Below are 17904 nucleotides of genomic sequence, written 5' to 3'. Positions count from 1 at the left end.
CGGGACATTCCGCTCATGACCCTCGATACCCTTCACTTCACTCCATGGACCGCGCTGGCCGGCGGTGTGCTGATTGGCGTTGCTGCCGTCTGGCTGATGCTGGCGACCGGGCGCATCGCGGGCATCTCCGGCATCGCGGGTGGCCTGCTGCGCCCCGTCTCGGGCGATGTGGGCTGGCGCGTCGCCTTCGTCGTCGGATTGATGGCGGCACCGTGGGCGTATCGCGCGGTGGCCGTCGTGCCCGCGGCGCAGATCGACGCCAGTGCCGCCATGCTCATCACGGCGGGCGTACTGGTCGGCTTTGGCACGCGACTCGGATCGGGCTGCACGAGCGGCCACGGCGTCTGCGGGTTGTCGCGCCTGTCGTGGCGCTCGCTCGTCGCCACGCTGTGTTTCATGGCGATGGGCTTCCTGACGGTGTTCGTCGTGCGTCATGTGCTCAACCTCGGAGGTGCGGCATGAAAAAGCTGCTGTTTGCGTTCATTGGCGGCCTCGTCTTCGGGCTTGGCCTGATTCTCGCAGGCATGGCGAATCCGGCGAAGGTACTGGGCTTTCTTGACCTGGCCGGTCAGTGGGATCCGTCGCTGGCGTTCGTGATGGGTGGTGCCATCGCCGTGGGGCTGGTCGGGTTCCGGCTGGCGCGTTCGCGGGCGCTGGCATGGACCGGCGAGCCGCGCGCTTGGCCGGGGGCAAAGGGTCTCGACAAACGGCTGGTGCTCGGGGCGTTGACGTTCGGCGTCGGCTGGGGGATCGCCGGGATTTGTCCGGGACCCGCACTGGTGCTGCTTGGCGCGGGGTCGGGCAAGGGATTGTTGTTTGTCGTCGCCATGGTTGCCGGCATGGCGCTGCACGCGATCGTGACGCGCGGCGACACGAAGTAACGCGACGTCGCGCGAAGTCGCGCAAAGTCGTGCGCGACTCAGCGCATTCTCGCCAGCTCCGTGCCCGCGTCGGCGGCCAGATGGCGGGTAACCGGGATCGACAGCCACGCGAACAGCCCGATCACGAGGAACGCCGGCAGGAAATCGCGGGTGGTCAGGTGTTCGTGACCGGCGAGCCGGCTGCTCGCCTGCAGCACCATCCCCGAGATCGTCACACCCAGCCCGAGCGACAACTGCTGAACCACACTCGCCAGACTCGTCGCGCGGCTGGCGTCGGCGCTGGCGATATCGGCGTACACGATCGAGTTCAGGCAAGTGAATTGCAGCGACGGGAAGAAGCCGCCAAAGGCCACGACCGCGATCATCACGATCACCGGTGTGTCATGCGTGAAGAGCCCGTAAGACGACAGCGCCAAACCGGCCAGCGCCGCATTGACGATCAGCACGCGACGAAAGCCGAATTGCGCCAGCACGCGCTGCGCAATCGCCTTCATGAAGATCGCCCCGAACGCCGATGCGCAGGTAATCATGCCGGATTCGAACGGATCCATATGCAGCCCTTCCTGCAGCGCCAACGGCAGCAGAAAGGGCACGGCCCCCAGTCCGATGCGAAAGAGCGAGCCGCCGACGACACTGGCGTGGAATGTCGGAATACGCAGTAACCGCAGGTCGAGCAGGGGCGCGTCCACACGATTGGCGTGGTGCCAGTAGGCGTAGACAAAGATAGCCCCCACGGCACACAAGGTGACGACAACGCTGCCGTCGATATGCGGCTCACCGATCATGGCCAGCCCCAGCATGAGCAGGCCGCTGCCGAGCGCGGAGAGGAGGAAGCCGAGCGTGTCGAGGCGTCCGGCGTCGCCGCCGCGCTCGTTGTCGATGTATTTGCCCGCGAGGTAGATGCCGAGCAGGCTCACGGGAATATTGACGAAGAAGATCCAGCGCCAGTGCAGGTAGGCCGTGATCGCGCCGCCGAGTGGCGGGCCGATGACTGGGCCGAGCAGCGCGGGCATCGTCAGGTAGCCAATGGCCTTGACCAGATCGTGCTTGGGCACCGCACGAAAGATCACGAGACGACCGACCGGCACCATCATCGCGCCGCCCACGCCCTGCAGGAAGCGCGCGAACACGAATGTTGTCAGCGAAAACGACAGTGCGCAGAGGATCGAACCGGCCATGAAGATGCCGATCGCCGTGCGGAAGACATTGCGCGCGCCAAAGCGGTCGGAGACCCAGCCGCAGATCGGAATGAAGATGCCCAGCCCGACCACGTAGGCGGTGAGGGCCATCTTCAGCGAAATCGGGTCTTGATGCAGGTCTCGCGCCATGGCGGGCAACGAGGTGGTGATCACCGTGGCGTCGATGTTCTCCATGAACAGGGCGCAAGCGATGATGAGCGGAATGATGACGGCGCGCGACACAATGGGGGAAACGGCTGGCGCAAAGAATCGAATTGTCCCACGATTTAAGCAGACGCTTCAATCGCTGAGGCGACGTCTAGCCCTTGTTGGCCGCCAATTCGTGGGCGTCGAGCCGATACAGCACATGACGGCGCATCCGGTGGCCCGGCGGCACCAACGGATGCAGAAAGTCTTCGCCGGGGCAGTGGCGCATGCCGATGCGTTCCATGACCGCGCGCGAGCGGACGTTGGCGGGCACGGTGAACGAGACCAGGGCCTCCAGATCGAGCGTTTCAAAGGCGAATTGGGCGACGGCGATGGCCGCCTCCGTCGCGTATCCCTTCGACCACCAGGCGCGCGCCAGCCGCCAGCCGATCTCCACGGCCGGCACGAAAGGGGCGTCGAAACCCACGCGCATCAGCCCGACGAACCCCGCGAACGGCGTCACGCCCGGAATCTCCAGTGCCCAGGGGCCGTAGCCATGGGTCTCGATATGCTGTGCCAGCCGGTGCGCGATGGCGTCGCTCTGGGCCCGGTCGAGGGTCGTCGGAAAGTGGCGCATGACGTCTCGGTCGGCGTTGAGCGCGGCGAAAAGCGGCAAGTCCTCGGGGCACCACTGACGCAGGATCGTGCGCTCGGTGCTTAACGTCGGCGCGGGCGTGCCGAAAGGTGAATGAGAATTCTCAGCCATGGTCGACGTGCTCATGCGTTCAAGATCCAGGTTGAATTCGTATGAATTCGAATGACAAATCGCCGATTGTGACAATTCTGTGTTGACTTAATTCGGTTCGCGCGAATGTTGCGTCCGTGTGCGTCAATACTGCCATACGGATCGTGGCGAGCGGTAGTGTTCGGCCGACCGCGCCCCCCTTGCGAAATGGCGCTCGATTCAGGAAATGACGTCGAAGCCTGCGTTTGATGTTCCAGGTCAATAGCGGGAATGACACGAATTTTTCTCGATTGAGTCGAATATCGACGTTACCAAATCGAGAATCGCCCGATGATGCCGGTGATTCAAGCTGCTGATCTCGCGCCAGACGATGCTCGGTGAATCTCCAGGATCCAGGGTCGCCTCCGCGTATCCGTAAATTACGGCGCTCCAATGCGAAGAATCCGAATCGGTGAAGTCTTTCGGATGCCGGAATGATCGGATGGTGCTCGACGGCTTGCGATCGTATCGCTTGAGTTCTCGATGACGGCGGGCGTCGGTGTCTCGGACATTGCCCTTTTTCGACGGAAAAGACTTACCAAACCTTGCAGGAGAATGCGTGAACTTGTCGCGTCGTGTCGTGTTCGGCACGCGGTGGTCGGCAATTGCCCCGGATGATGAGGCGATTGGCTGCGCTTATCCACCGATATGGACGTGGCGGATTCAATGGTAATCCCGGATTCATGCCCAGATGCTGTGCATTTTCTGAAGCATCGATGGGACGATTCAATGCGATTTCGGCATTCACAGACGCACTCTCTGGAAATGCGGTTTTCAAATTATTAAAACTCGTGCTATTTTAAGTGGCGATCCATTTTAACAACCTAAGGACACGCCAGATGGCAAGCTATAAAGAACTCGTCGCGCAGCGCGAAAAGATCGAAAAACAAATCGAAGAGGCCCGTGCCCGTGAAGTGGCTCAGGTCATCGCTGAAGTCAAACAGAAGATTCAGGAATATGAACTGTCCGCCAAGGATCTGGGACTTGCTGCGACAGATGGTCGCCGCCGCGCCGCGCGCGCCCAGATTGCGCCGAAGTACATGAATCCGGCCACGGGCGAAACGTGGTCGGGCCGTGGCCGCGCCCCGAAGTGGGTCGGCAAGAACAAAGAGAAATTCCTGATCAAGTAATTCCCAGGCTCAGGCTGGACGGGTATTGCCGGTCACATGTCAGGGGGCGGGGAGCCACTGTCGCCGCGTCGTCCCAACGTGCGCGGCGACCGGTTATCGGCGCCGTGTCCCAGTGAGCAGTAACGCAGCAGCCCAGTCGTCGCATTGCCCCCCCAAACCCGGATCGCCTGGCTGTGGCTTGATGTGATGCAGTGCCGTGAAAGACAAAATCCGCCGTTCGTGCACCGATGGCGGGTTTTTTTATGGTGCGAGGCGTGATGCGAAGAGCGTTTGCGGCGTGTCAGGGTGAGACGCCTGGGCGCCGATGCACGATGCTTCCCGCCGAACTCCCGAACTCCCGAACTCCCGAACTCCCGAACTCCCGCTTTCCCGCTTTCCCGCTTTCCCGCTTTCCTCGATTCCACCGATTCCACCGATTCCACCGACTCCGCTTATTCCGAGCCCGGATCCTCCGGCGGGAACATCAGCGTGACCTGCAAGCCGCCGGTGGGTCGATTGCTGAACGATACGCGTCCGCCCAGTTGCTGGGTGAGCTTGTCGACAATGGCGAGACCCAGCCCGCAATGCGCATTGCCGCCGCGCGCCGGGTCGAGTCGTACGAAGGGCCGCACGATGCGATTGATGTCCTCGTTGGCAATGCCCGGGCCGCTGTCTTCGATCACGAGACGCCAGCCGCTGGCATCGTGCGATGTGCGGATCGCGAGCGGCGCGCGGCCGTAAGTCACCGCGTTATCGAGCAGGTTGTTGACGATGCGCTCGAGATAGGTCTGCCGAAGCTTGAAGCCCGGCCCGGCCTGCAGATCCAGTTCGATGGCATAGCCCTGGTCGAGGAACGGCGCAATCAAGGCGGGAATGCGGGCTTCGACCGGCGACGCCGCACTCTCCATCTCGATGCCCCGGGCAAACAGCAGGAACTGATCGACGATGCGCGTCATCGATTCGGCGTCGCGCGTAATGCCTTCGCTCATCTGCGCGTCGTCGATCATTTCGGCGCGCAGGCGCAACCGGGCGAGCGGTGTCTTCAGATCGTGCGCGATCCCGGCAAGCATGGTGTTTCGCTCCCGATCCGTTTGCACGATGTCGTGGCTCATGCGATTGAAACGCTCGGTCAATTGACGCAACTCCAGCGGGCCGCGCTCCTTGACCTGGGTGCGAACCCGATGGGTCGCGAGTTGCTCGGCGGCCGCGGCCATGTCCCGCACCGGCCGTTGCAACTGCCACGCCGCGAACAACGCAAAGATGACCGTAATGCCGAGAACCGCCGCCAGGCCAGGCAGAATTGTGGCGGTACCCGGTGGGTTGCGCACCGACAGCACCGGCGTGGCGATCCAGTAGTCGCGGCCCGGCAGGCGTGCCCAGATACGCGGCGGTGGCGTGCGCTCCACGCGCAACTGCGTGCCGGCCGGCAGGCGCCGGGCGAGTTCGGTCGTCAACCGGGCGCTTTTGCTGACAGGCTCGAAGACGTCGCCATGCGCGAACGAGATCGGCACGACCTGCACGAGATCGGGCAGCGTGAGCGTCGAGTTGCCGTCGTGGACTTCGGCCGCCGCCTTGATGATGAAGGCCATTTGCTCCGCGGCATTCTGCACGCGCGTCTCGTCGTGATCGCTGCGCAGGATCGTGAGGTACGAGAAATGGCTGATGACCAGTGCCGCGATGATGAGCAACGCGAGCCGGCCAAACAAGGTGTCGAAACGGCCTTTCATGCAGGACTCCGCCTGTAGGCTGGGGTAAGCGGTAGCGGCGCCATGCCGGCGTCCTTGTCAGACCGGGGGATGACGTCGCCGAGTGGGACGACATCCATGCGTTGCGTCTGGCACCGGCCCATCAACCGGTGACCATGTCGGCGCGTTGACCGTCGGGAACGAAGATGTAGCCGCGTCCGCGCACGGTCTGGATGAAGCGAGGGCTCTGTGCGTCTTCGTCGAGCAGGCGGCGCAGGCGCCAGATCTGCACGTCGATGCCGCGGTCGTTGACGTCGCTGTCCGCACCGTAGAGCAATTCGATGATGCGCTCGCGCGAGAGCACCTGCATGGCGTGGTTCACCAGCAGGCGCAGCAAGCCGTATTCGCCGTCCGACAGCGTGAGCAGTTGCGCATCGCGCGTGAGCGTGCGGCTGCGGAAGTCGAGCACGAACGGACCGAACGTATAGTTTTCGCGCTGCTCGGGCACCGCGGCGTCGGGCATCTTGCGACGGCGCAGCACGGCATTGATCCGCGCCAGCAATTCGCGCGGGCTGAACGGCTTGCCGAGATAGTCGTCGGCGCCGATTTCCAGCCCCACGATGCGGTCGATCTCGTCGCTGCGCGCCGTGAGCAGAATCACCGGCACATCATCGTTGCGCGCGCGCAGGTCCCGCAGGGCCGTGAGGCCATCGACCTTGGGCATCATCAGGTCGAGCACGATCAGGGCGGGGCGCTCACGCTCCAGGCGTGCCGCCAATCCGTCGCCGTCGTGCATCACGGCGACCGAGAAGCCGTGACGGCTCAGGTACTCGCGCAGCAGGTCGCGCAGATCGGGGTCGTCGTCGACAACAAGAATCTTCATATTCGCTCGGACAGGTAGTGTTGTCATGATAGTGGCCTCCCCGCATGGCTTGACGCGGGTTTTGTTTCCAGACATTACAGCATTGGTCACCCGTAACGTTGCGTAATAATAGAGCCAGCGTCGGTGACACACGAATTTCGCCCCCATCGCGTAAGCTTTGATCTAACCGGCGAGCCGACCCTGTCGGTGGCCAAATCCGCACACCCAGTCGTACGTCTCGCGTCGCGAGAGTGCTGCGACAAGGCAACGCAGCGCATCACAAGGGGCAGCGCCAACGCTTCCATGCGAACCATCGCTCGCGCGGTCGGTCTCTTCTTTGCCGCGCCGCTATCGATCCCCCGCGGGGAAAGCTGATGTAATCAGCCGTCCTATCGGGCTTTTTGCGACGGTCTGCTATGCTGATCAGCCGAATCTGGCGTGAGGCACGGCCCCCGGGGCTTCCGGATGGTTTGCTGCGCCGCGGCAATCCGGCCACAAGACACGCGTCCATACGGGACGAATCCACCCACTACTGCGCTGTAACGAGGAAGTCATGACCGAGCACGGTCCCCACGGTTCCGAACCACCGAACGGTTCTGATCGGCCTGCGTCCGCCACCATCGGCACACAACGCGACACCGGCCCAGCGCCCGCGGCCTCGCGCACGCGTCGCTGGCTCGTGCCCACCGTGATCGGGCTGATCGTCGTGCTCATCGCCGGGGGCGTGTATTACCGTCTGCATTCGCAAAGCGCCCAGGGCCCGGCCCAGGCGGGTGGGCGACGCGGCGGTCCGCCGGGCGGCATGGGCGGCGCCGCCACGCCGGTGACGGCGGTCGAGGCGAAGACGGGCGATATGCCGGTCTTCCTCAATGGGCTGGGCACCGTCGTTCCCACGCGCAGCGTCACCGTGCATTCGCGCGTCGATGGCCAGCTCATGAAGGTGCATTTCAAGGAAGGCGACATGGTCAAGGAAGGCCAGTTGCTTGCCGAAATCGATCCGCGGGCGTTCCAGGTGCAGGTCACCCAGATGGAAGGTCAGCTCGCCCGCGATCAGGCGCTGCTCAAGAATGCGCAGATCGACCTCGCCCGCTACGAGACGCTGCTCAAGCAGGACTCGATCGCCGCCCAGACCGTGGACACGCAGCGCGCGCTCGTCAAGCAGTACGAAGGAACGGTCAAATCAGACGAAGGACAGCTCGGCAACGCTCGCCTGCAATTGAACTACGCAAGCGTGACCGCGCCGGTCTCGGGGCTCGCGGGGCTGCGTCAAGTCGATCCGGGCAACATCATTCACGCCTCGGACACCAACGGCATCGTCATCATCAACGAGGTCACACCGATTACCGTCGTCTACACCATTCCCGAAGACAACCTGCCGAAGGTCATCAAGCGCTCGCGTGACGGGGAAACGCTGCCGGTCGAGGCCTTCGATCGCTCGGGCAAGGTGAAGCTGGCCACCGGCAAGCTCGCCTCCATCGACAACCAGATCGATACGACGACCGGCACCGTCAAGCTCAAGGCGGAATTTGCCAATCGCGACGGCCTGTTGTTCCCGAACCAGTTCGTCAACGTGAAGATGCTCGTCGACACGCTCAAGGGCGCCACGCTGATTCCGAGCGCGGCGGTGCAGCGCGGCACGCAGGGTAGTTTCGTTTATACGGTGCAGCCGGATCAGACGGTCAAGCTCAAGACCGTGAAGCTCGGGCCGACCGACGGCACCCATGTGGCGGTCGAGTCGGGCATCGCGCCGGGCGAGAAGCTCGTGATCGACGGCATGGACAAGCTGCGCGACGGCGCCAAGGTCGAGGTGATCACGGCCGCGAGCCGTGCGGCGGCGATTGCCCCACCCGCGCCGGGGGAAAAGCGCAGCGGCAACGGCGGGCATCGCCGTTCGGCGCCCTAGGACGGTCTCGCGTGACGTCGCAGGACCTCGCGCGCCCACGCCCCGCCCACGTTTGGCCCACGGCCCCCAAAGTCGCCCTTCGACGTAGCCAATGAATCCGTCCCGCCCGTTTATTCTCCGACCGGTCGCCACATCGTTGCTGATGGTGGCGATCCTGCTTGCCGGTTTCGTCGCCTACCGGCTGCTGCCGCTCTCGGCACTGCCGGAGGTCGACTATCCGACCATTCAGGTGGTCACGCTCTATCCTGGCGCAAGCCCGGACGTGATGACCTCGTCGGTGACGGCCCCGCTGGAGCGTCAGTTTGGCCAGATGCCCGGCCTGAACCAGATGTCGTCTACCAGTTCGGGCGGTGCATCGGTGATCACGCTGCAGTTCTCGCTCAATCTCGGGCTCGACGTTGCCGAGCAGGAAGTGCAGGCCGCGATCAACAGCGCCAGCAACTTGCTGCCCAGCGATCTGCCGATGCCGCCGATCTACAGCAAGGTCAATCCGGCCGACACGCCGATCCTGACGCTGGCGATCATGTCGAAGACCCTGCCGCTGCCCAAGCTCGAGGATCTGGTCGACACGCGCGTGGCGCAGAAGATCTCGCAGTTGCCCGGCATCGGCCTGGTGAGTCTGTCGGGCGGGCAGCGTCCGGCCGTGCGCATTCAGGTCAACCCCCACGCGATTACGTCGTACGGCCTGAACATCGAGGACGTGCGCACGTCCATTGCGGCGGCCAACGTCAATCAGGCCAAGGGCAGTTTCGACGGCCCGCTGCGGGCGTCGACCATCGACGCGAACGACCAGCTCGCGTCGGCCGACGAGTATCGCAATCTGGTCATCGCGTACAAGAACGGCGGGCCGATCCGGCTGTCCGACATTGCCGACGTCATCGACGGCGCCGAGAACACCAAGCTTGCCGCGTGGGCCGATACCACGCCGGCCATCGTGCTGAACGTGCAGCGGCAGCCGGGCGCTAACGTGATCGAGACGGTCAACCGGGTCAAGGCGCTGCTGCCGCAGTTGCAGGCCTCGCTGCCGGGCAGCATCGACGTGAAGTTGCTGACCGACCGCACCACGACGATCCGCGCCTCGGTCTCCGACGTGCAATTCGAACTCCTGCTCGCCGTTGCCCTGGTGGTGATGGTGATCTTCCTGTTCCTGCGCAACGTCTCGGCGACGATCATCCCAAGCGTGGCCGTGCCGCTGTCGCTCGTCGGCACGTTCGGCGTGATGTACCTGGCCGGTTTCTCGGTCAACAACCTCACGCTCATGGCGCTTACCATCGCGACCGGCTTCGTGGTCGACGACGCCATCGTGATGATCGAGAACATCGCGCGTTACATGGAGCAGGGCGAAAAGCCGCTGCAGGCGGCGCTCAAGGGCGCGGAGCAGATCGGCTTCACCATCATTTCGCTCACGTTCTCGCTGATCGCCGTGCTGATTCCGCTGCTGTTCATGGGGGACGTCGTCGGCCGTCTGTTCCGCGAGTTTGCGATCACGCTGGCGGTGTCGATCCTGATCTCGGCCGTGGTGTCGCTCACGCTTACGCCGATGATGTGCGCGAAGCTGCTGCGTCATGTGCCCGAGGAGAAGCAGGGCAAGTTCTACCGCAAGACCGGCAAGATGTTCGATCGCATCATTGCCAAGTATGGCGAGTGGCTCACGTGGGTGCTCGATCGTCAAACCGCCACGCTGTTTGTGGCGCTCGCCACGCTCGTGCTCACGGTGCTGCTGTACCTGTGGGTGCCGAAGGGCTTCTTCCCGGTGCAGGACACGGGAGTGATTCAGGGAATTTCCGAAGCGCCGCAGTCGATCTCGTTCGCGGCGATGGGCGAGCGCCAGCAGGCGTTGGTCGCCGCGGTGCTCAAGGATCCGGCCGTCGAATCGGTCTCCTCGTTCATCGGGGTGGACGGGGTGAATACCACGCTCAACAGCGGGCGCCTGCTCATCAATCTGAAAGACAAGGCCGTGCGCGGACTCGATGCCTCGGAAGTGATCCGCCGGATTCAGCCCGAGGTCGCGAACGTGCCAGGCATCGCGCTCTATATGCAGCCGGTGCAGGATCTGACCATCGAAGACCGCATCAGCCGAACGCAGTATCAGTTCACCCTGCAGGACCCCAGTCTCGATACGCTCGGTATCTGGGTGCCGAAACTCGTCGACACGCTGCAACACGTGCCGCAACTGGCTGACGTGACGAGCGATCTGCAGGTCAATGGCTTGCAGGCGTATGTGGACATTGACCGCGATACGGCGAGCCGCCTGGGCGTGACGCCCGCAGCCGTCGACCAGACGCTCTACAGCGCGTTCGGTCAGCGACTGATTTCGACAATTTACACACAGGCGTCGCAGTACCGCGTGGTGCTCGAAGTGGGCAACGACTTCCAGCGCGGGCCCGACGCGCTCACGGGCATTTACGTGGCGTCGACCTCCGGGGTGCAGGTGCCGCTCACGTCGTTCGCGAAGATCGTGGAGAAGCCCACCCCGCTCGCGATCAACCACCAGGCCCAGTTCCCGGCCGCCACGATCTCGTTCAACCTCGCCAAGGGCGCGTCGCTCGGCGACGCCGTGAAGGCGATCACCGCGGCCGAGGCGTCCATCGGGCTGCCGGTGAGCACGCAGACGACGTTCCAGGGCGCGGCGCAGGCATTCCAGGCCTCGCTCTCCAACACGCTGTGGCTGATTCTCGCGGCGGTCGTGACGATGTACATCGTGCTGGGCGTGCTCTACGAGAGCTATATCCATCCCATCACAATCCTCTCGACGCTGCCGTCGGCCGGTGTCGGTGCGCTGCTCGCCCTGATGGTCTCGGGCAACGATATCAGCATCATTGCGATCATCGGCATCATCCTGCTGATCGGCATCGTGAAGAAGAACGCGATCATGATGATCGACTTTGCGCTGGAGGCCGAGCGCGAACAGGGCATGGCGCCGCGCGAGGCGATTTATCAGGCGTGTCTGTTGCGTTTCCGGCCGATTCTGATGACGACGATGGCTGCCCTGCTGGGCGCGCTCCCACTGATGCTCGGCTCGGGCGTGGGTTCCGAGTTGCGTCAGCCGCTCGGCATCACGATGGTGGGCGGGCTGATGGTCAGTCAGGTGCTCACGCTGTTCACCACGCCGGTCATCTACCTGTGGTTCGACCGTCTGGCTGCGCGTGCGCGCGCCTGGCGCGATCGGCGTTTCGACCCCTCGGGGCCGCCGGACGATCCGGGGCATGGCGATCACGGCCACCCGGGCGGTGGCGGCGGTGATGACCCGGCAACGACAGGCGGCCCGGCGCGATGAACCTGTCGGCCGTCTTCATCAAGCGCTCGGTCGCGACCGTTCTGCTGACCATCGGCGTGACGCTGGCGGGCATCGTCGCGTTCGGCCTGCTGCCCGTCTCGCCGTTGCCGCAGGTCGATTTCCCGACAATCTCCGTCTCGGCGTCGCTGCCCGGCGCGAGTCCAGAGACGATGGCCGCGAGCGTGGCCACGCCGCTGGAGCGCTCGCTCGGTCGTATTGCCGGGGTGACCGAGATGACGTCGAGCAGCTCGCTGGGCTCGACCCGCATCACGCTCCAGTTCGACCTCTCGCGCGACATCAACGGCGCGGCGCGCGACGTGCAGGCGGCCATCAATGCGGCGCGCAGTCTGCTGCCGTCGGGCCTGCCGAGCAACCCGACCTATCGCAAGGTGAATCCCGCGAGTGCGCCGGTGATGATTCTTGCGCTGACGTCGGACAGCATGACGCGCGGGCAGATGTACGACGCCGCATCGACCATCCTCGCGCAGAAGATATCCCAGCTCGATGGCGTGGGCGACGTGACCGTGGGCGGCAGCTCGCTGCCGGCGGTGCGCGTCGAACTCAACCCGACGGCACTCAACAAGTACCAGATCCCGCTCGAGACGGTGCGCACGACGATTCAGGCGACCAACGCGAACCGGCCGAAGGGCGCGCTCGAAGACGGCGACCGGCGCTGGCAGATCCTCGCCAACGATCAGGCGAAGACCGCCAAGGACTATCTGCCGGTCGTCGTCAGCTATCGGGACGGCCGACCGGTGCGTCTGTCCGATATCGCCGACGTCGTCGATTCCGTGCAGGACTTGCGCAACGCCGGGTCGGTCAACGGCAAGCCGTCGGTCGTGCTCATCATCACGACGCAGCCGGGCGCGAACATCATCAAGACGGTCGACGGCATCAACAAGATACTGCCCGTGCTGCGCGCCTCGATCCCGGCGGCCATCAATCTGGACGTGGCGATGGACCGCACGCCGACCATCCGGGCATCGCTCAAGGAAGTCGAGCGCACGTTGCTGATCTCGATTGCGCTCGTCATCATGGTGGTGTTCCTCTTCCTGCGGAACTGGCGCGCGACGCTCATTCCCAGCGTGGCGGTGCCCGTCTCGCTGATCGGTACGTTCGCGGTGATGTACCTGTGCGGCTTCAGCCTCGATAACCTGTCGCTCATGGCGCTGACCATTGCGACCGGCTTCGTGGTCGACGATGCCATTGTGGTGCTGGAAAATATCTCCCGCCATATCGAAGACGGGCTGAGTCCGTTCGCCGCTGCGCTCAAGGGCACGCGCGAAGTCGGCTTCACGGTGCTCTCGATGAGCATTTCGCTGGTGGCGGTGTTCATCCCGCTGCTGCTCATGGGCGGCATCGTGGGGCGGCTGTTCCGCGAGTTCGCCGTGACGCTCTCGGCCGCCATCCTGGTCTCGCTGGTCGTCTCGCTCACGGCCACGCCGATGATGTGTGCGCGTTTGCTCAAGGGCAAGCCTGCACCGCGTGAACCTGGTTTGCCGGAGGACACGCTGTCGCACGCCTGCGAGCCGCCGCCGCGCCCATCCGTCTGGTCGCGCATGGGCGGATGGAGCGAGCGCGTGTTCGACGGCATGCTGCGCGAATATGAACGCTCGCTGTCGTGGGCGCTGCGTCACGGGCCACTCATGCTGGGCATTCTGTTGGCCACGATCTGCCTGAACGTCTGGCTTTATACCGTCGTGCCCAAGGGTTTCTTCCCGCAGCAGGACACGGGGCGAATGATCGGCTTCATCCAGGCCGATCAGGCGATCTCGTTCCAGGCCATGGAGAAGAAGCTGGCCGACTTCATCAAGATCGTGCAGGCCGATCCGGATGTGTCGACCGTCACGGGCTTTACCGGTGGGTCAAACCGCAACGGCGGCTTGATGTTTGTCACGCTCAAGCCGCTGGGCCAGCGCAAGCTCTCGGCCGATCAGGTCATCGCGCGATTGCGGGGCAAGCTGGCCAAGGAGCCGGGCGCGATGCTCTATCTGCAGTCGGTGCAGGATATTCGCGTGGGCGGGCGGGCCAGTAACGCGCAGTATCAATACACGCTGCAGGCGGACGATCTCCAGCAGTTGCGCGAGTGGGAGCCCAAGGTGCGCAATGCGCTCTCGCATCTGCCGAATCTCGTCGATGTCAACACCGACCAGCAGGACAAGGGCTTGCAGACGACCCTCGACGTCGATCGCGATCAGGCGTCGCGCCTCGGACTGACGATGAGCCAGATCGATAGCGTGCTCAATGATGCGTTTGGGCAGCGGCAGGTCTCCACGATCTACAACCCGCTCAATCAGTACAAGGTCGTGATGGAAGTCGCGCCGCAATGGTGGCAAAGCCCCGAGTCGCTCAAGGACATTTATGTGGTGACCTCGGCCGGGGCACAGGTGCCGCTCTCCGCCTTCGCGCGCTACCGGCCGACGAACACGGCGTTGGGCGTCTCGCACCAGGGCCAGTTCGCGGCGAGCACGATTTCGTTCAACCTGCCGCCGGGCGTGTCGTTGTCGGCGGCGCAAGCGTCGGTCCAGGATGCCGTGGCCCGGCTGGGCATGCCGACGTCGGTGCATGGCAGTTTCCAGGGCACGGCGCAGGCGTTCCAGTCGGCCTTGTCGTCGCAGCCGATACTGATCCTCACAGCGCTGCTCACGGTGTATATCGTGCTGGGTGTGCTCTATGAGAGCTACATTCATCCGCTCACCATTCTGTCGACGCTGCCGTCGGCAGGTGTGGGGGCATTGTTGGCGTTGCTGCTCTTCAATACCGAGTTCAGCATCATTGCGCTGATCGGGGTGATTCTGCTGATCGGCATCGTGAAGAAGAACGCGATCATGATGATCGACTTCGCGCTCGATGCCGAGCGGCGCCAGAACATGTCGCCGCGCGAGGCCATCTACCATGCCTGTCTGCTGCGTTTTCGCCCGATCATGATGACGACGATGGCCGCCATGCTCGGTGCGATTCCGCTCGCGCTGGGCACGGGCGACGGCGCGGAGTTGCGCCAGCCGCTGGGCATCTCCATCGTGGGCGGCCTGCTCGTCAGCCAGGTGCTCACGCTTTATACGACGCCGGTCGTCTATCTGTATCTCGACCGCTTGCGGCTGCGCTGGGCGCGGTGGCGTGCAAGGGGTGGTCGGGGCGATGCTGCGGAGGTGACGCATGGCTGATGCCGCGCGTCGCCAGCGCCGCGCGTGTTCCGGTGCGTCGCGTTCTCGTGTGCCTTTTGAAACTTCTGTTCCGGCCGAAGGGCCGATGTGTGCCATGTCCCGTATCCTGAATCGTCAAGTTGCCACTGTGGGTTCTCGTGCGCCTGCCGCAGCTGCGGCGGCTGTGAGACAAGGGCGCCGTATGCAGACGTCGCCGCGCCTGCGTCGGGCCGTCACGTGGCTCGCGGCGAGTGCTGTGCTGTGGCTCGCGGGCTGTGCCGTAGGGCCGGACTACGTGCGTCCGAGCATCGATACCCCCACCGCGTTCAAGGAGACCGGCGACTGGAAGCTTGCCGAACCCAGCGATGCGGCGTCCAAGGGCGCGTGGTGGGCCATCTACCAGGACCCGGTGCTCGCCGAGTTGATGGCGCAAGTCAATGTCGACAATCAGAACATCAAGGTCGCCGAGGCCAACTATCGGCAAGCGCTGGCCGTGGCCTCGCAAGCCCGCTCGGCGTTTTTCCCGACGATCGGCGCCGATGCCGGTCTCACGCGGGCCAGCTCGCGCGTGAGCAGCACGGCGGTGAGCGGATCGGGGGCGGGCGGCATCTCGAACAGCTATAGCCTGTCGGGCACGGCGAGCTGGGAACCCGACATCTGGGGCAGCGTGCGCCGCTCGGTCGAGGCCGGCAATGCGAGCGCCGAGGCGAGTGCGGCCGATCTGGCCAATGCGCGTCTGTCGGCGCAAGCGCTGCTCGCGCAGAACTACTTCGACCTGCGGGTGACGGATGCGCAGAAGGCGCTGCTCGATCGTACGGTCGCGGCGTATGCAGAGACGCTTAAGCTTACGCAGAATCAGTATGCCGTCGGCGTGGCACAGCGCTCCGACGTGATCCAGGCGCAGACGCAACTGCAATCGGCGCAAGCCTCGGCGCTCGATATCGAAGTGACGCGCGCCCAACTGGAGCATGCGATCGCGCTGCTCGTCGGCAAGGCCCCGGCCGTGTTCTCGCTTGCGCCGGCGCCATTGCGCGCCGCGTTACCAGGGGTTCCGGTGACCCTGCCGTCGACGTTGCTGGAGCGCCGACCCGACATTGCGGCCGCCGAGCGCTCGGTGGCCGCAGCGAACGCGAAGATCGGCGTGGCCAAGGCGGCCTTTTTTCCGACACTTTCGCTCTCGGCCACGGGCGGGTTCCAAAGCAGCAGCTTCGCCGACTGGCTGACGCTGCCAAGCCGCTTCTGGTCGGTGGGCCCGGCGCTGGCGGCCACGCTCTTTGACGGTGGCCTGCGCCGCGCGCAGACCGACGCGGCCATCGCGGCGTACGACGCGCAGGTCGCGACCTACCGTCAGACGGTGCTCACGGCCTTCCAGTCGGTCGAGGATAACCTCGCCGCGTTGAACTATCTGGGACGCGAGGCCGCCGTGCAGGACCAGGCGGTGCAGTCATCGCGCGAGGCGCTGCAACTCATCCTCAATCAGTACAAGGCGGGCACCGTCGGGTTTCAGAATGTCCTGACGGCACAAACGACTGCGTACACCGCGGAGCGTACGGCGCTGACGATTCTCGGCCGTCAGTTCACGGCCAACGTGCTGCTCGTCACGGCGCTCGGCGGTGGCTGGCACGCGTTGCCGTCCGAGGGCGGTGCCGATGCCGAGTCGCCTGCGATGAAGGCGTCCGCTGCGCTCAGCCCCGCCGCCAGCCCCGCCACTGGCGGCAACGGGCAGAAGTAACGCCCGATTCGGAACCCCGCGTCACTTCCCGGTCGAGCCGAGGCTCGACCGGCGACCCCTCGGCATGCCTGCCGCCTCCGACTACGCATCTTCCGATGCCCGCAACGAGCCGATCACTAAATCGGCCGTCGGTGTTTAAGGTAATTCCGAACTTCGTGATTGGAATGTCGGAAGGGCGCGTGGCGAATCTTCCGAATACCGGTAACGCGAGTAGCACAGACTGCGCTGCGGGGCGTCTGAGCAATTTCACCTCCGGGCGAGTCCCATCAAGCGCTTAGGCGGCAGTGCCCGCGCTATCGGGCAGCATGCGGGGCGCTCGCGCATTGACCACGCCGCGTGGCAAGGCGGCGCGTGCGCACCGTCTATGTGACGTTTCCCAGCCGGTCGGCATGATCCCTTTTTGCCAGAATGGACTCGCTTCGCCGCGATGGCAGGCGCGAAGCACCGTACGTGTTGTGCGGCGATGACGGTGCTGCCAGATGACGAATAAGGGGAGGGGGCAACGATGACGATCAATGTCGTGGTCGCGGATGACCATCCGATTGTGCGCTATGGAATACGACGTCTGCTTGAAGAGCGGGAAATGATTCATCTGGTCGGCGAGGCGGCCAATTCGTCGGAACTTGTGAATTTGCTGGCAAAAGCGCCATGCGACATTCTCGTGACCGATTTCTCGATGCCGGGGGGGAATTTCAAGGACGGACTGTTTCTGATCGGCTATGTGCGCCGCTATTTCCCGCACATCAAGATCATCGTCGTGACGATGTTGGAGAATCTGGCGATTCTTCGCGGCATGCTCAAGCTTGGGGTGCATTCCATTCTCTCGAAGCTCGACGAGCAGAGTTCGATTGCCGACATCGTTTGCGTGGTGGCGGACGGTAGCCGCTACATTCCGGCGGGGCTGGCGACGCGGCTGCACGACTCGGTGGTCGACGACGCCGAGATCGATGCATCGAAGCTATCGGGCCGCGAAGTGGAAGTGGTGCGGTTGTTTGTCTCCGGGCTCACCATCAGCGAGATCGCGTTCCAGCTCAGCCGCAGTGTCAAGACTGTCAGTTCGCAGAAGACCAACGCCATGCGCAAACTCGGTCTGGATCGAGACGTCGATCTTTATCACTACGCCACCCGCACGGGTATCACCTGACGGATCGGGGGAACCCGCCAGCCGGGGCGTCGCGGCGGCGTGGCAGCGCCGCCGCCCAG

The 17904-nt window shown here is 64.2% G+C and carries 12 protein-coding genes; 8 read left to right on the top strand and 4 right to left on the bottom strand.

The features are described 5' to 3' along the window. Positions 1-15: 15 nt before the first annotated feature. Positions 16-462 carry a YeeE/YedE family protein gene (locus tag PEP31012_RS01285; RefSeq protein ID WP_150587555.1) on the top strand — a complete coding sequence of 149 codons (447 nt, stop codon included), beginning with the start codon at positions 16-18 and terminating at the stop codon, positions 460-462. Then, positions 459-881, top strand: a complete 423-nt coding sequence (locus PEP31012_RS01280; RefSeq protein WP_150587554.1) for a DUF6691 family protein — start codon at positions 459-461, stop codon at positions 879-881. The genes PEP31012_RS01285 and PEP31012_RS01280 overlap by 4 nt, the downstream gene beginning before the upstream one ends. A 38-nt stretch (positions 882-919) precedes the next feature. Here PEP31012_RS01280 and PEP31012_RS01275 read toward each other — a convergent pair whose 3' ends face one another. Then, positions 920-2302, bottom strand: coding sequence for an MFS transporter (locus PEP31012_RS01275; protein WP_150587553.1), 1383 nt, complete (start codon positions 2300-2302; stop codon positions 920-922). 76 nt (positions 2303-2378) lie between these two features. After that, positions 2379-2972 carry a GNAT family N-acetyltransferase gene (locus PEP31012_RS01270; RefSeq protein ID WP_150587552.1) on the bottom strand — a complete coding sequence of 198 codons (594 nt, stop codon included), beginning with the start codon at positions 2970-2972 and terminating at the stop codon, positions 2379-2381. Between the two features lie 857 nt (positions 2973-3829). Here PEP31012_RS01270 and PEP31012_RS01265 point away from each other — a divergent pair. After that, the gene (locus tag PEP31012_RS01265; protein WP_150587551.1) at positions 3830-4120 is read left to right on the top strand and encodes an H-NS histone family protein; all 291 of its coding nucleotides are present in this window, start codon (positions 3830-3832) and stop codon (positions 4118-4120) included. A 431-nt stretch (positions 4121-4551) separates the two neighbouring features. Here PEP31012_RS01265 and PEP31012_RS01260 read toward each other — a convergent pair whose 3' ends face one another. Together PEP31012_RS01260 and PEP31012_RS01255 are read right to left on the bottom strand one after the other, a co-directional pair. Continuing rightward, positions 4552-5826, bottom strand: a complete 1275-nt coding sequence (locus PEP31012_RS01260; protein ID WP_150587550.1) for an ATP-binding protein — start codon at positions 5824-5826, stop codon at positions 4552-4554. Between the two features lie 121 nt (positions 5827-5947). Next, entirely contained in the window at positions 5948-6667 is a 720-nt protein-coding gene (locus PEP31012_RS01255; protein WP_150587549.1) for a response regulator, read from the bottom strand. Between the two features lie 532 nt (positions 6668-7199). Between PEP31012_RS01255 and PEP31012_RS01250 the strand changes: the two genes are divergently transcribed. The 5 genes from PEP31012_RS01250 to PEP31012_RS01230 all read left to right on the top strand — a co-directional run bounded on the left by PEP31012_RS01250 (position 7200) and on the right by PEP31012_RS01230 (position 17845). Then, a complete protein-coding gene (locus PEP31012_RS01250) occupies positions 7200-8549 on the top strand; it encodes an MdtA/MuxA family multidrug efflux RND transporter periplasmic adaptor subunit (protein WP_246171092.1) in 1350 nt (449 codons plus the stop codon). 91 nt (positions 8550-8640) lie between these two features. Beyond that, the gene (locus PEP31012_RS01245) at positions 8641-11826 is read left to right on the top strand and encodes an MdtB/MuxB family multidrug efflux RND transporter permease subunit (protein WP_150587548.1); all 3186 of its coding nucleotides are present in this window, start codon (positions 8641-8643) and stop codon (positions 11824-11826) included. Next, on the top strand, positions 11823-14990 hold the full coding sequence (locus tag PEP31012_RS01240) for a multidrug efflux RND transporter permease subunit (RefSeq protein WP_150587547.1): 3168 nt from the start codon (positions 11823-11825) through the stop codon (positions 14988-14990). The genes PEP31012_RS01245 and PEP31012_RS01240 overlap by 4 nt, the downstream gene beginning before the upstream one ends. 181 nt (positions 14991-15171) lie before the next feature. Next, entirely contained in the window at positions 15172-16701 is a 1530-nt protein-coding gene (locus PEP31012_RS01235; RefSeq protein ID WP_246171091.1) for an efflux transporter outer membrane subunit, read from the top strand. Positions 16702-17206: 505 nt separating this feature from the next. After that, positions 17207-17845, top strand: coding sequence for a response regulator (locus PEP31012_RS01230; protein ID WP_150587546.1), 639 nt, complete (start codon positions 17207-17209; stop codon positions 17843-17845). Positions 17846-17904 lie beyond the last annotated feature (59 nt).

Origin of the sequence: Pandoraea eparura (assembly GCF_902459725.1) — a bacterium.
GTDB lineage: Bacteria > Pseudomonadota > Gammaproteobacteria > Burkholderiales > Burkholderiaceae > Pandoraea > Pandoraea eparura.
Note: the sequence above shows the minus strand (reverse complement) of the source record. Positions and strands in the feature narration are given on the sequence as shown.